The organism is Nonomuraea sp. B5E05 (genome assembly GCF_039880665.1).
GTDB lineage: Bacteria > Actinomycetota > Actinomycetes > Streptosporangiales > Streptosporangiaceae > Nonomuraea.
Genome location: NZ_JBDPMJ010000010.1, coordinates 206161 through 218813, shown reverse-complemented (window position 1 = coordinate 218813; position 12653 = coordinate 206161). Strand labels below are relative to the sequence as shown.

12 protein-coding genes are annotated in these 12653 nt (G+C 71.5%); 8 read left to right on the top strand and 4 right to left on the bottom strand.

Annotated features, from left to right (window positions below; translation table 11 throughout):
- Nucleotides 1–17: 17 nt before the first annotated feature.
- Together ABGB01_RS20675 and ABGB01_RS20670 are read right to left on the bottom strand one after the other, a co-directional pair.
- Nucleotides 18–1187 (bottom strand): hypothetical protein, encoded by a 1170-nt coding sequence (locus ABGB01_RS20675; RefSeq protein WP_347775176.1) that lies wholly within the window; start codon nucleotides 1185–1187, stop codon nucleotides 18–20.
- 98 nt (nucleotides 1188–1285) lie between these two features.
- The gene (locus ABGB01_RS20670; RefSeq protein WP_347775175.1) at nucleotides 1286–2281 is read right to left on the bottom strand and encodes a LacI family DNA-binding transcriptional regulator; all 996 of its coding nucleotides are present in this window, start codon (nucleotides 2279–2281) and stop codon (nucleotides 1286–1288) included.
- A 497-nt stretch (nucleotides 2282–2778) separates the two neighbouring features.
- Between ABGB01_RS20670 and ABGB01_RS20665 the strand changes: the two genes are divergently transcribed.
- Genes ABGB01_RS20665 through ABGB01_RS20645 form a run of 5 tightly spaced genes read left to right on the top strand, consistent with a single transcriptional unit; the run spans nucleotide 2779 to nucleotide 8336 of the window.
- Entirely contained in the window at nucleotides 2779–4236 is a 1458-nt protein-coding gene (locus ABGB01_RS20665) for an extracellular solute-binding protein (RefSeq protein WP_347775174.1), read from the top strand.
- A 28-nt stretch (nucleotides 4237–4264) separates the two neighbouring features.
- Nucleotides 4265–5233: a sugar ABC transporter permease gene (locus ABGB01_RS20660; RefSeq protein WP_347775173.1), complete on the top strand. Its 969-nt coding sequence runs from the start codon at nucleotides 4265–4267 to the stop codon at nucleotides 5231–5233.
- Nucleotides 5230–6105, top strand: coding sequence for a carbohydrate ABC transporter permease (locus tag ABGB01_RS20655; RefSeq protein WP_347775172.1), 876 nt, complete (start codon nucleotides 5230–5232; stop codon nucleotides 6103–6105). Before ABGB01_RS20660 ends, ABGB01_RS20655 begins: the two co-directional genes overlap by 4 nt.
- A gap of 20 nt (nucleotides 6106–6125) precedes the next feature.
- Complete coding sequence (locus ABGB01_RS20650; protein ID WP_347775171.1) at nucleotides 6126–7751, top strand: alpha-L-arabinofuranosidase C-terminal domain-containing protein; 1626 nt, start codon at nucleotides 6126–6128, stop codon at nucleotides 7749–7751.
- A 39-nt stretch (nucleotides 7752–7790) separates the two neighbouring features.
- Nucleotides 7791–8336, top strand: a complete 546-nt coding sequence (locus ABGB01_RS20645) for a hypothetical protein (RefSeq protein ID WP_347775170.1) — start codon at nucleotides 7791–7793, stop codon at nucleotides 8334–8336.
- A gap of 41 nt (nucleotides 8337–8377) precedes the next feature.
- On the opposite strand, the gene ABGB01_RS20640 is transcribed toward ABGB01_RS20645, so the two are convergent.
- A complete protein-coding gene (locus tag ABGB01_RS20640) occupies nucleotides 8378–9352 on the bottom strand; it encodes an aldo/keto reductase (RefSeq protein ID WP_347775169.1) in 975 nt (324 codons plus the stop codon).
- 163 nt (nucleotides 9353–9515) lie between these two features.
- Here ABGB01_RS20640 and ABGB01_RS20635 point away from each other — a divergent pair, with 163 nt between their 5' ends.
- Together ABGB01_RS20635 and ABGB01_RS20630 are read left to right on the top strand one after the other, a co-directional pair.
- On the top strand, nucleotides 9516–10094 hold the full coding sequence (locus ABGB01_RS20635) for a TetR/AcrR family transcriptional regulator (protein WP_347775168.1): 579 nt from the start codon (nucleotides 9516–9518) through the stop codon (nucleotides 10092–10094).
- Nucleotides 10095–10165: 71 nt separating this feature from the next.
- Nucleotides 10166–11338: an MFS transporter gene (locus ABGB01_RS20630; protein ID WP_347775167.1), complete on the top strand. Its 1173-nt coding sequence runs from the start codon at nucleotides 10166–10168 to the stop codon at nucleotides 11336–11338.
- On the opposite strand, the gene ABGB01_RS20625 is transcribed toward ABGB01_RS20630, so the two are convergent.
- A complete protein-coding gene (locus tag ABGB01_RS20625) occupies nucleotides 11293–11640 on the bottom strand; it encodes a hypothetical protein (protein WP_347775166.1) in 348 nt (115 codons plus the stop codon). The genes ABGB01_RS20630 and ABGB01_RS20625 overlap by 46 nt on opposite strands.
- Before the next feature lie 249 nt (nucleotides 11641–11889).
- Here ABGB01_RS20625 and ABGB01_RS20620 point away from each other — a divergent pair, with 249 nt between their 5' ends.
- Nucleotides 11890–12651 carry a hypothetical protein gene (locus ABGB01_RS20620; RefSeq protein ID WP_347775165.1) on the top strand — a complete coding sequence of 254 codons (762 nt, stop codon included), beginning with the start codon at nucleotides 11890–11892 and terminating at the stop codon, nucleotides 12649–12651.
- Nucleotides 12652–12653: the final 2 nt, after the last annotated feature.

Genomic DNA, 12653 nt, shown 5'->3' with positions numbered 1-12653 from the left:
GTGGGACGCCGGGGGAGTCACCTCCGCTGCTGGGCCTTGAAGGCGCCGAGCCAGTAGTTGGGGGCGGACGTCCCCTCTCCGCGCGGCTTGACGGTGTAGGTGGCGAAGACGCTGTTGAGCAGCCACGGGTTCTTGTCCGGGCCGAAGTTGCGCACCATCAGGTCGTCCTGCTTGAAGCCGTACGTCGCCACCGCCAGCCGGCCGGTGCCGCGGTAGAGCCGCATCTGGTCGCGCAGGAAGGTCGACTGGCTCGTGAACCACGGGCAGCTGGTCAGGAAGTCACGCCATTTGCGCTGGGGGAAGGGGTCGTCGATGGCGGCCTTGATCACCTGCCAGACCTTGGTGCCGGGGGCGAATCCGTACCGCCGGGCGAAGTCCGCCGCGACGGGGTCCTCCAGGTGCCGTTTCCAGTGCCACACCAGCGAGAACTCGGTGACGAGGAACGTCTGGCCCGCGCGCATCCGCGGCAGGATGTAGTCGAGGAACGGCTGCGTGTTCTCCGGTGCGGGCACGTGGGGATGGATGTCGACGCCCTCGATCTCCGGAGTCTCGCGGACGAAGGTCATCCAGCGCTCAGCGGCGGGCGTGCGGCGGTCGGCCAGGTCGAGCCGGTTGAGCGCGCCCATGTAGAGCTTGGTGCCGCAGCCCGCGCCGCAGTGCTCGCGCCGATAGTCGATCACGTGGCGGGCGACGGTCTCGTAGAAGGTGTTGAGCCGCTCGTCGCGTTCGGCGGGCAGGCTCTCGATGAACGGCTCGTTGCCGATCGTCATGATGTCGACCTTGCCCATCACAGCGGGCAGCACCCGGTCGAGGCGGGCCAGCTCCGCGGCCATCTCCTTGCTGCCGGGCGCGGGGAAGGAGGCCTGGTTGTAGGGGAACTTCAGGCTCAGCAGGGTGTCGTAGCCGCGTCCGGCGGCCTCGGTGAGGGTGCGGATCGCGAAGTGGTCGGCGGGGTCGATGTCGTCGGCCGCGGGCATCGGGTAGAACCCGCGCACCCATCGCGCGCCGGCCTCCCGCAGCTCACGGTAGTCCAGCGCGTCGAGGTTCTGGTTGAAGTTCGCCCCGAGGGCTCCGAGAGCGCGGGGCTGGACGTTCCGTACGGGTCCGCCTTCCTGGGCGGTGGCGTGGGCGGCGGTCGAGAAGGCCAGAACCGCGGTCATGGTGAGGATCGGCAGTCGGCGCAGCATGGTTGCTCCCTGGGGGGATGAGCGGTGGTCATCGGCGCACTCGCCCGGCCATGTTTGCGCTAACTCGATCGTGCTGTCAATGGCCGGTCGGCGCGGGCTCAGCGGCGCGGCGGCGCGGTGGACGCGCGGACCACCAGCTCGGGACGGACGAACCGGCTGGTGCCGGCGGCCGTGGCGGGTCCGGCGGGCGTCTCGATCTGGGCGATCAGATGCTCCAGGCAGCGGCGCCCCACCGCGGCGAGGTCCTGGCGCACCGTGGTCAGCGGCGGGGTGAGGAAGGGCGCGAAGTCGAGGTCGTCGAACCCGACGACGCTCAGATCATCGGGCACCCGGCGGCCCAGTTCGGCCGCCGCCCGCAGGACGCCCACCGCCATCTGGTCGTTGGCGGCGAAGACGGCGGTCACGGAGTCGTCGGCCAGCAGGCGCAGAGCCGCGTCGTAGCCGGACCGCGGCGACCAGTCGCCGACGACGGGCGGCGGGATCGCGCGTCCCGCCCGCTTCAGCAGCCGCTGCCAGGCCGCCCTGCGCCGCTGCGCGGGATTGGACCCGGCGGGCCCCGCCACGTGGTGGACCGTGGCGTGCCCCAGCTCCAGGAGGTGATCGACGGCGGCACGAGCGCCGGCCGCCTCGTCCATGCCGAACGTCGGATGCCGGTGCGCCGCCTTGCTGTCGGCGATGACCAGGGGCACCTCGTCGGACAGCTGGAGGTGGGGGGTGTCGAGCACGCGCGCCTCGATCACGATCACGCCGTCGACCGCCCGGTCGGTGAGGCCGCGCACGGCCGCGCGCACGTCCTTCTCCGTGGGGGCGTCGACCACCGCGATGCTCACCGAGTAGCCGCGCGCCTGGGCGCCGGTCACGACGGCCTCGACGATGCGCACGTTGAGCACGGCGCTGAGGTTGAACGTGACGACGCCGATCGTGCCGAACCGGCCGGTCGCCAGCGCCCGCGCGGCGATGTTGGCGCGGTAGCCCAGCTGTTTCATGGCCGTCTCGACCTTGAGCCGGGTGGCGGCGGTCACGCGGTCGTTGCCGTTGACGACCCTGGAGACGGTCTGGCCGGAGACCCCGGCGAGTTCGGCGACGTCGGCCATGGACGGCCCTCCGGACGCTCTCGTGCCTGGTGCTCGAACCACGCCGGGCGTCTCCCTTCGTCATCGCAGCGGGCGGAGCCTACGAAAAGGCGGGGACGGGCCGGTCAGGGCCTGGCCGCCGACGCTCTCGACGTCGCTCAAGGACGTGTCGCCGCCGACAGCGTACATCTCCGCCAAGGGCCGCGGAAATCGTTCCCCGAGCCCTCGTGTGCTCGCTCCTCTTGTTTACGCAAACATGCATATCACGATGTCAAGTCGACGAGGCCCAGCGCAGTGGCCGGTGCCGTTTACGCAGAAACCTCACCGGCACCATCTTGACGCTGATGGGCGGCGGACATAGGTTTGCGCAAACATAAATCCGCTTGACCGGGGGATCCCTGCGATCAGGGAAGGGCGGGACAGGTCGCTGACCGAACCGACGAAGAGGAGTCGCCATGCGGCGGCAGCAACGGATCCTTGGAAGCCGGCCCGGCGCCGGGAGCGCCGGGCGACCCAGCATGGGCCGACGCCAGTTCATCGGCGGCGCCGGCGCCGCCGCACTCGCCGCGGCGCTGGCCGGATGCACGGGTGGCGGGCAGATGAGCCGGGAAACCGGCGGCTCGAGCGGATCCCTCCAGTGGTGGGACCAGTTCCGCCCGTTGACGAAGATGTTGCAGGACGATCTTTTCGGCCCCTACATGAAGGAGCATCCCGGGGTCACGATCGAGCGGCGCCAGATGGACGTGCCCGACCTGGGGCAGGCGCTCCAGGTCGGGCGGCGCAGCAACCAGATGCCGGACGTGCACTCGCTGGCCGGCCTGGGAACCTCCGCCGCGGCTCTGGTCAGCGAGAGCTGGTTCCAGCCGATCGGCAAGCTCGCCGACTTCAAGGGGAGCCCGGTCGGCGAGTTCCTCCATGACGGCATGCACCGCTTCGACGGCGAGATCTACTCCTTCCCCATGTTCTCCGGCCGCTGGCACGAGGCGGTGCCGTGGTACAACACCGCGCTGCTCAAGCAGGCCGGGGTCGACCCCGAGGAGGAGCCGGCCACCTGGGACGACCTGCGCGACGTCGCCCGGCGCCTCACCAAGGGCACCGGCGACGGCGTGTACGGGATCGTCGTGCCGAGCAAGGAGAGCGAATACCTGCAGTTCCTGGTGAACCGGCTGGCCATGACCGCCGGCGCGCCCGGCGGCATCGACTGGACGACGGGCGCGTACGCCTTCGACGCCCAGGAGTACGCCGACGCCATCGAGTTCCTGATCGCCCTGCAGACCGACAAGGTCGTGCATCCCGCGTCCCCGTCGATGGGCGCCCGCGACGCCCGCGCCCGCTGGGCGGCCGGTCAGGCGGGCGTGTACCTGTGGGGCGCCTGGTTCATCGGCGGCCTGCGCGTGGACGAGCCGGAGGCCGTGGAGCGCGGGGTCGGGACCTGGCGCATCCCCTGCCCCGAGACGAGCAGGAACTTCGTCTACAGCCCTCCGCAGTCCGGCACCTTCTGGGTGTCGAGCCAGTCGAAGCGGGCCAAGGACGCCGCCGACCTCATGCTGCAGATGACGACCAAGGAGTTCCAGGCCAGGCTGGCCGCCGCCATGGACCAGCCGCCCGCCCTGGCCGATGTGGTGGACGAGGCGGAGGTGCACCCGGCCTACCGGCAGTGCGTGGCCAACTTCCAGGACGACGTGCGGATCGCCCCGGCGCCCGAGGTCGCCACCCCTGGCGTCTGGCAGGTGCTCGCCGAGATGCGCGACGTCCATCCGAACCTCGGCGACATCGTCCAGTCGGTGCTGACCGGATCGACCTCCGACGTGGCCGGCGAGCTGCGCCGCTACACCGACGCGATGAGCGCCGAGCGCGAGCGCGCCATCAAGGTCGTCCGCGAGGAGAAGGGCGTCGAGGTCGACACGAAGGCCTGGGTGTTCGCCAACTGGGACAGGAAGGCGGACTACGACCAGCAGGCCTACGCCGAGCGCTGACCCGAGCCCGCCCGCGAACAGGAGCACGATGACAACGACAATCCGGCGGCGCGAGCGTCCGGCCGTGGCGGCCGCGCGGGACCGCGGCGGGCGCGGACTGCTGCGCCGCCTGCGGCAGGACTGGTGGATCTACCTCTTCCTGCTCCCGACCCTCCTCGGCTACGGCGCCTACACCGTCTATCCGCTGCTGGCCTCGTGGTGGTTCGCCCTCCTCGACTGGCCGGGCTTCGCGACCGCCGGCACCTTCGTCGGCGTCGAGAACTTCGAGCGGCTCATCGGGGACGACCTCTTCTGGAACGCGTTCTGGAACTCGATCGTGTTCCTGGTGTTCGCCGTACCTCTGCGGGTGGGGCTGGCGCTGGCGCTCGCGCTCGTGCTGAACCGGAAGAAGACGCCGTTCAAGGGCTTCTTCCGCACGCTGTTCTTCCTGCCGGTCGTCACCACGGGAGCCATCGTCGGCGTCGTGTTCACCCTGCTGCTCGACGCGAGCGGCCCGGTGAGCCTGGCGCTGGTCTGGTCGGGGCTGATCGACGCGCCGGCGAACTTCGCGGCCAACGCCGGCACCTCCCTCTACGCCGGGATCACCGTGTGGGTGTGGAAGTGGCTGGGCATCACGCTGATCTACTGGCTCGCCGCGCTGCAGACGATCCCGCAGGGGGTGCACGAGGCCGCGATGATCGACGGCGCCGGCGCCTGGGCGGAGTTCCGCCACGTGACGATGCCGCTGCTCGTGCCGTTCCTCGTGATCATCACTCTGATCGACACGGTGGCCGCGTTCAACGTCTTCGACCTGATGCAGACCCTCACCGGCGGGGGCCCGTCCTTCTCATCCGAGGTGATCGAGATCTTCATCTTCCGTACGGCCTTCCAGGCCACCGTTCCCCAGCTGGGTTACGCGTCGGCGGCGGCGGTGCTGTTCGGGCTGCTGACCGTGGGCTTCGCGATCGCCCAGGCCGTCGGCATGCGCTGGGCCAGAGGAAGGACCGGCGCGTCATGACGGCGACCACGCAGGCCGGCCCGGGCTGGCGCGCCCGCCTGCTCCGCCGCCCCAGCCCGGGTCAGGTGGTGACGGTCGTCCTGCTGCTCGTGCTCGGCGGCCTGTGGGTCTACCCGTTCGCCTGGCTCGTCTCGGCGTCGCTGAAGTCCTCGCCCGAGATCTTCGGCCGCGGGCTCGCCCTGCTGCCCGAGGAGCCGGTCTGGGAGAACTACGCCCGGGCCTGGAACGAGGTGGGCTTCGCCACGTACTTCGTCAACACGCTCGTCATCACCGTGGGCACCGTGCTGCTCGTCGTCGTGCGCAGCGCGCTGGCGGGCTACGTGCTCGGACGTTACGACTTCGTCGGCAAGAAGCTGCTCATCGGGGTGTTCCTGGTCACCTTCTTCCTCCCCGAGGGCTACACGATCATCCCGATCACCCAGCTGACCGACCAGCTCGGCCTGCTCAACACGCACGCCGGCGTGATCCTCGGGCTGGGCGCGGGCGGGCAGATCGCCTCGACCCTGCTCTACGCGGGATTCTTCCGGCGGATGCCGAAGGAGCTGGAGGAGACCGCGCGCCTGGACGGCGCCGGACATTTCACGATCTTCTTCCGCGTGATGCTCCCGCTCGCCTGGCCGATCACCGCCACGGTGGTCATCCTCACGTTCCTGTTCGCCTGGAACGTCTACCTTCTGCCGCTGGTGTTCACGCTCAGCGAGCCCGGCCTGCGGACGCTGGCCGTGGGCATGACCGTCTTCGTCGGAGAACGGGGCACCGACTGGTCGGGGATGGCCGCCGCGGCGGTCATCTCGCTGATCCCGGTGATCGCCGTCTTCGTCGTGCTCCAGCGCAAGTTCGTCGACAGCATCGCGGGAGCGGTGAAGCAATGACCGGAACGGAGATCTCTGACATGCCCGTCCCCGCCCGTGAGGCGCTCGTGACGATCGACACCCGCCACCCGGAGGGCCGGATCGACGACGACGTCTACGGCCACTTCCTGGAGTCCGCCTTCTTCGGCAACATCGAGGGCGGCGTCTTCGACGAAGGGTCGCCGCTGTCCATCGACGAACCCGGCCTGCTGCAAGGCGTGCGCGCCGACGTGCTGGAGCTCTGCCGCGAGCTGGCCCCCGGCCCCATCCGCTGGCCCGGCGGCAACTTCACCTCCGCCTACCACTGGGAGGACGGCGTCGGCCCGCGCGACGCCCGGCCCCGCCGGCTGGAGCTGGCCTGGGGCGGGCTGGAGTCCAACCGCTTCGGCACCGACGAGTTCCTGGCCTGGTGCGAGGCCGTGGGCGCGGAGCCGTACCTCGTGCATTCCTGCCGGGACGTCGACGAGGCGGTGCGCTGGGTCGAGTACACCAACGCCGCCCAGGAGACCGCGCTCACCGGCCGGCGCGCCCGCAACGGGCGCGCCGAGCCGTGGAAGGTGAAGTACTGGGGCGTGGGCAACGAGGTCTACGGCCCGTGGCAGATGGGCCACCGCCCGCCCGAGGAGTACGCCGCCGCGGCCCGCGAGCACGCCAAGTTCATGCGCCTGGTCGACCCGGACCTCCGCCTGATCGGCGTCGGCATCCCCTGGCAGCAGGAAGAGTGGACGCGCCCCCTGATGCGGCAGGCGGGCCACCTGCTCGACTACCTGTCCCTCCACCTGTACGGCGCCGGCACCCACCTGTGGACCGGAGACGACTACGACGACGTCGTCGCCCAGTCCCTCTACTTCGAGCGGGAGATCCAGTCCTACTCCCAGCTGGTCACGGCGCTCGCCGCGGAGGCCGGCCTGGACCGCCCGCCCGCGCTCGCCCTCGACGAGTGGAACATGCGCCACCTGGAGCCCGCGGCCTGGCCGGAGCCGCTCCCCGGAGACGACGGCGGCATCGCCCCGCGCGAGCTCTCCGACGTGGCGTCCGCTGCTCGGCCGGGCCCCGTACGGGTGAACCGGTGGAGCCCGCGCACGGTCGGCGACCTCGTCTTCTACGCCGGGGTGTTCCACGCCATCCACCGCACCGCGGGCCTGCCGGCGCCCGTGAGCATGGCCAACCCGGTGAACCTGGTCAACGCCAACGGCGTGATCGTCGCCCGTCCCGGCGGCGCGCTGCGCTCGGCCATCTACCACGTCTGGCACCTCTACCGGCACCACACGGGCCCGACCGTGCTGCCGTCGCGGGTGGACGGCCCGGCGCGGTCGGCGGCGGTCCGGCTCGGCGACAACCGCGGCCCGGACGGGCGGCTGCTCACCGCGCCCATGACCGTCCCCTACATCGACGTGTCGGCGACCCGGGCCGACGACGGCTCCGTGCGGGTCGCGGTCGTCAACCGGCACCGCGACGAGAGCGTGCGCCTGCGGATCGTCCTCGACGGCGCCGCCGGCGACACCCCCGTGAGCGCGCGGATCCGCACCCTCGGGACCGGCGACCTGCACGCGGTCAACACCCTCGGCGCGCCGGACACGGTCGCGGTGCGCGACCTCGGGCAGGTCGAGGCGAGCGACGGCACGTGGGCCGTGGGCCCGCACTCGGTGACCGTGCTCGCCTTCTGAGCCGTCCGAACGACCGGCGCCCTCTGACAGGCTGGGAGCATGCGGTTCCGGGTGCGCGAGTTCGAGCTGGCCCTGATGCACCGGATGCGCGACCTCAACGCCGGCCGGGTGGAGGACGCGCTCGCCGCCATGGGCGCGTCCAGGGCCGAGGTGCGGGCCGCGCACACCCACTGGACCCGGCTGGCCCACGCGGCCCGAGCTCCCAAGGGAGCGGCGGTGTTCCGGATGGCGCTGGGCCCGCCCCACCACGCGGGCCCGCGCGCGTTCGGCAGCCTGACCTGCGACGTGCACCGGTGGGCCCTGCCGTCGTGGCCGGGCCTGGAGTTCGAGGTGCTGACGGGGCCCGGGGGCGAGGTCTGGAACCAGTGGTTCGTCCGGCCCCGCGGCGACGTGCGGCTGGCCTTCGCCGACCTCACCCCCTGGACGTGCGTCGTCGCCGACGTGGGCACGAGTTTCCCGGGGGCCACCTCGATCGAGGGGCAGGCGCCGCACCACTGGTCGGTCGAGTTCACCCACGCGGGCACGGCGTACCGTGCCCGCTTCGTGTACGGCCTCTACCAGCGTCTCGACCGGCCGGACGGCTGAGCGCCGCAGGCGCCGCCGCCCGCCGGCCGAGGGGCGGCGCGCTAGGCCGTGACGCCGGACTCCTTGGCGGCGCGGTCGATGGCCGCCAGCTCCTCGTGGGTGAAGTCGAGGTTGTCGACGGCGGCCACGTTGGCCTCCAGCTGCTCGGGGCTGGACGCGCCCACGAGCACCGAGGTGATGCGCGGGTCGCGCAGCGCCCAGGCGAGCGCGAGCTGGGCCACCGTCTGGCCACGCGCCTCTGCCAGTTCGGACAGCGAGCGCACGAACGCCAGCACCTCCGGCGTCACCCGGTCGGCCGTGAGGAAACGCCCCTCGGCGGCGCGCGAGTCGGCGGGGATGCCGTCGAGGTAACGGTCGGTCAGCAGGCCCTGCGCCAGCGGCGAGTAGACCACGCAGCCGACGCCCTGCTCCTCGAGCACTCCCAGCAACGAGTCCTCGATGCCCCGGTTGAGCAGGGAGTAGGACGGCTGGTGCACCAGGAGCGGGGTGCCGAGCTGGCGCAGCAGGCGGGCGGCCTGGGCGGTGCGCTCGGGGGAGAAGTTGGAGACGCCGACGTAGAGGACGCGCCCGCTGCGGACCATGTGGTCGAGCGTGGCCACCTGCTCTTCGAGCGGGGTGTCGGGGTCGTCGCGGTGCAGGTAGTAGATGTCGACGAAGTCGAGGCCGAGCCGCTCCAGCGACCTGTCGAGGGTGGCGAGCAGGTGCTTGCGGGAGTTGCCCTTGCCGTACGGGCCGTCCCACATGGGGTTGCTGCCCTTGGTCGTGACCACGACCTCGTCGCGCATCGACCGGGGGAAGATCCGGCCGAACGTGGACTCGGCGGCCCCCAGCGGAGGGCCGTACCGGTCGGCGATGTCGAAGTGGGTGATGCCGAGGTCGAGCGCCTTGTGCAGGATCGAGCGCTGGCTGTCGAGCGGCCTGCCTCCGCCGAAGTTGTGCCACAGGCCTAGTGACACGGCGGGGAGCAGGAGACCGCTGCGGCCGCACCTTCTGTACGGCTGGCGTTCGTAGTCCAAGGGTGTCCTTCCGGGGTGACGCGGAGCAATGAAACGTTTTACGTAGCCAAGTTAAGCACTTCTTCCCCCTCGTCCGCCGCCACCCGGGCCGCGCCCGAGCGTGGCGTAAGCCGGCGCGGTATGTTCTTTACTGTCCTGTACAGAATCCGGTAGCCTCCCCTCCATGGGCAGGCCACGCGAGTTCAGTGATGCGGTCGCCGTCGACGCCGCGATGGAGCTGTTCTGGGAGAAGGGGTACGAAGCGACCACCACCCAGGACCTGTGCTCCCGCACGGGGCTCGGCCGCGGCAGCCTCTACAACGCCTTCGGCAGCAAGCACCGGCTCTACGAGGCGGCGATCCGCCGCTACGCCGACACCAGGGGCGAGGCCCAGCTCGCCATGCTGGCCGAGCCCGGCTCCGTGCGCGACCGGCTGAGAGACCTGATGCTCGGCGTCATCGACGCCGACATGGCCGACCCCGGCCGGCGCGGCTGCCTGGCGCTCAACGCCGCCACCGAGTCGAGCGGGCGCACCGAGGCCGTCGCCGGGCTCGTGCGCCGCCAGTTCACCGATCTGGAGCAGGCGATCCTCCGGCTGGTGGAGGTCGGGCAGAGCACGGGGGAGCTGGCGTCCGACCGGCCGCCGCTCCAGGTGGCACGCGCGTTCCAGAGTGCCTACTACGGCCTGCGCGTGCTCGCCAAGGTCACCGGTGACCGGCGGGCGCTGCTCGACGTCGTCGAGGGGGCCGTCGCCGCCCTGTGAACCCCGCGGGATCCGCCGCGGGGTTCGTGCTGCCGTCATTTTGTACAGATCAGTAAAGAATAGGAGTCTTCGTGATCAGGACCAACGCCGGCGTGCCCGCGCTGATGCTCTGCGTCTTCGGCATCACGACCGGCGAGTTCGTCATCGCCGGGATCCTGCCCGACCTCGCCGAGGACCTGACCGTGTCGATCCCGGCCGCCGGGCTGCTCGTGACGGCGTACGCGATCGGGATGATCGTCGGCGGCCCGGCGCTGACGGCGCTCAGCGCCCGCTTCCCGCGCAAGCCGCTCATCCTGGCCCTGCTCGCGATCGCCATCGCGGGAAACCTGGCCTCCGCGCTCGCGCCCGCCTATCCCGTGCTCTTCGCCGCGCGGGTCGTGACCGCGCTGGTGACGTCCACGTTCTTCGCCAACGCGATCGTCATCGCCGCCTCCACCGCCCCGCCGGACAGGCAGGCGTCCACCGTGTCCACGCTCGTCTTCGGGATGAACCTGTCGATGATCCTCGGCGCGCCCATCGGCACCCTCATCGGCGAGGCGCACGGCTGGCGGGCCACGTTCCTGGCCATCGCCGCGTGTTGCGCGGCCGGGTGGCTGCTGGTGGCGCGGCTGGTGCCGGATGTCCGCGACGCCGCGCCGGCCACCTCCGCGGTGGCCGAGCTGCGCGTGTTCCGCGGGCGCGACGTGCTCCTCGCCATCGCCGTCACCGCCGTGGGCAACGCCGGGCTGCTCATGATCTTCACCTTCTTCGCGCCCCTCGTCACCACCGTCACCGGGTTCGCCGCCGGCGCGGTCGCCGTCCTGCTGCTGGTGTACGGCGTGGGCGCGGCGGCCGGCAACATAGTCGGAGGCCGCCTGTCCGACATGTCGCCGATGCGGGCGCAGATCGGGCTGCTGGCCCTGCTCGCCGGGGCGCTCGTGCTCATGTGGGCTGGCAGCGGCAGCACGGCCGTCACGGCGGTGATGGTGTTCGTGGTCGGCGCGCTCGGCTTCTCCGTCATCCCCGGGATGCAGGCGCGGGTGCTGGCCACCGCCGCAGCCGCGCCCACGCTGGCCATGGCGGTGAACGCCTCCGCCTACCAGCTCGCGGCGGCCTTCGCCGCCTGGCTCGGCGGCCGGGTCATCGACGCCGGGCTCGGGCTGCGCTCGCTCTACCTCGTGGCGGCGGCCGTCACGGTCGCGGGCATCGCGGTGAGCGGTTACGCCTGGCTCCGCGACCGCGGGCGGGTCGTACGCGCCGGTTGACCGGCTCTCGCGACGAGCCGGAGATACTGCTTGCCCTTGACCTCGGCCAGCCGCAGCTCGCCCGGCTTGACGAACCCCTCGTAGCCGGTCTGGAGCTCGTTGATCCACTTGCCGGCCTGGGCCTGCGTCATGCCGCCTGTGAAGATGCCGTCGGAGATGTAGCGATAGGCGCCCTTCAGCCGGCAGAGAGAGTCATCCGTGTCGGGGCCGTCCCACCGCTTGAGCTTGTAGCTGTAGCCGTATCCCGCGCCGTCGCGGCAGACCGTGATCGGGTCCTCCGCCTCGGCCGACCCCCACGCCATGCGGAACTTCTTGGCCCGGTTGCCGGCGCGGTGGGGTGGCGGCCCGGCGTGCCGAAATCGATCCCGGGGTCCTCCCGGCCACTGCGCCATCTGGTCTTCCCGTCACGTCGTCACTACTGGCCGAGAACGCTAGCAACACCCCCTGACGCTTCGAAAATGCTGGAAGTCTCACCGACGGCTTTACCTGATCTTTCGGTGCCCGCTGGTTGAGTGACCATCGCGACGTTGATCGACCCCCTTGGAGGATCCATGAAGGCGAAGCTCGCGCTGGCCGCCCTGACCGCGCTCGCGTCCTTGACCGCTCCCGCAGCGCCCGCGTCCGCCGCCCACGCCGACCCCGCGCCCGGCGGGCCGCAGCGGCCCCACGAGGCGGACGTCGAGGGTCCCCGCAACATCGACTCCCTGGCGGTGACGGCGACCGCCGGTCCAGGCCGCGGCGTGACGCTCGCCTGGGACCGGCGCAGCCGTGCCGGCACCGGGCAGGTGCCGGCGGGCGCCAGACGGTTCGTGTTCCTGTTCGACCGGTCGGTGCGCTTCAACCCGGACGCCTTCCCCACCTGCGACCGCGCCCTGATCGAGGAGAAGGGCGCGACCGCCTGCCCGGACGGCTCCCAGGTGGGCACCGGGCTGGCCGAGTACGCTACCGGCGAGCCGCGCGAGGTGCTCGCCTTCAACACCCGGATCGGCCGCTCGCCCGGCGTGCTGGTCGTGCTGCCCTCCACCGGCGTGGTGCTGGAGCAGACCCTGGAACGGGTGTCGCGCCCGTACCGGAAGGACTACCGGTGGGCGCTGGACGAGATCCTGCCGCCGAACGACACCCCGCCCCAGGATCGCGCCGGCACCACCAGGTTCCGGTTGTCGTTCGGCGCCACTCGCGAGCATCACGGCCGCACCGTCAGCTTCGTGGAGACCACGGCCAAGCCGGGGTCGTCGCTGACCTTCGGGTTGTGGAGCGAGTTCGTCACCGGCCAGGTGCTGGTGCCGGTCGCGAAGGCGCGGCTCGGCCGCTGAGC

Excerpts from the sequence above, each read along its gene's own strand:
- ABGB01_RS20660 (WP_347775173.1), top strand. The coding sequence starts at position 4,265 with ATGACAACGACAATCCGGCGGCGCGAGCGTCCGGCCGTGGCGGCCGCG.
- ABGB01_RS20635 (WP_347775168.1), top strand. The coding sequence starts at position 9,516 with ATGGGCAGGCCACGCGAGTTCAGTGATGCGGTCGCCGTCGACGCCGCG.
- ABGB01_RS20625 (WP_347775166.1), bottom strand. The coding sequence starts at position 11,640 with ATGGCGTGGGGGTCGGCCGAGGCGGAGGACCCGATCACGGTCTGCCGC.
- ABGB01_RS20620 (WP_347775165.1), top strand. The coding sequence starts at position 11,890 with ATGAAGGCGAAGCTCGCGCTGGCCGCCCTGACCGCGCTCGCGTCCTTG.
- ABGB01_RS20670 (WP_347775175.1), bottom strand. The coding sequence starts at position 2,281 with ATGGCCGACGTCGCCGAACTCGCCGGGGTCTCCGGCCAGACCGTCTCC.
- ABGB01_RS20645 (WP_347775170.1), top strand. The coding sequence starts at position 7,791 with ATGCGGTTCCGGGTGCGCGAGTTCGAGCTGGCCCTGATGCACCGGATG.
- ABGB01_RS20675 (WP_347775176.1), bottom strand. The coding sequence starts at position 1,187 with ATGCTGCGCCGACTGCCGATCCTCACCATGACCGCGGTTCTGGCCTTC.
- ABGB01_RS20665 (WP_347775174.1), top strand. The coding sequence starts at position 2,779 with ATGGGCCGACGCCAGTTCATCGGCGGCGCCGGCGCCGCCGCACTCGCC.
- ABGB01_RS20655 (WP_347775172.1), top strand. The coding sequence starts at position 5,230 with ATGACGGCGACCACGCAGGCCGGCCCGGGCTGGCGCGCCCGCCTGCTC.
- ABGB01_RS20650 (WP_347775171.1), top strand. The coding sequence starts at position 6,126 with ATGCCCGTCCCCGCCCGTGAGGCGCTCGTGACGATCGACACCCGCCAC.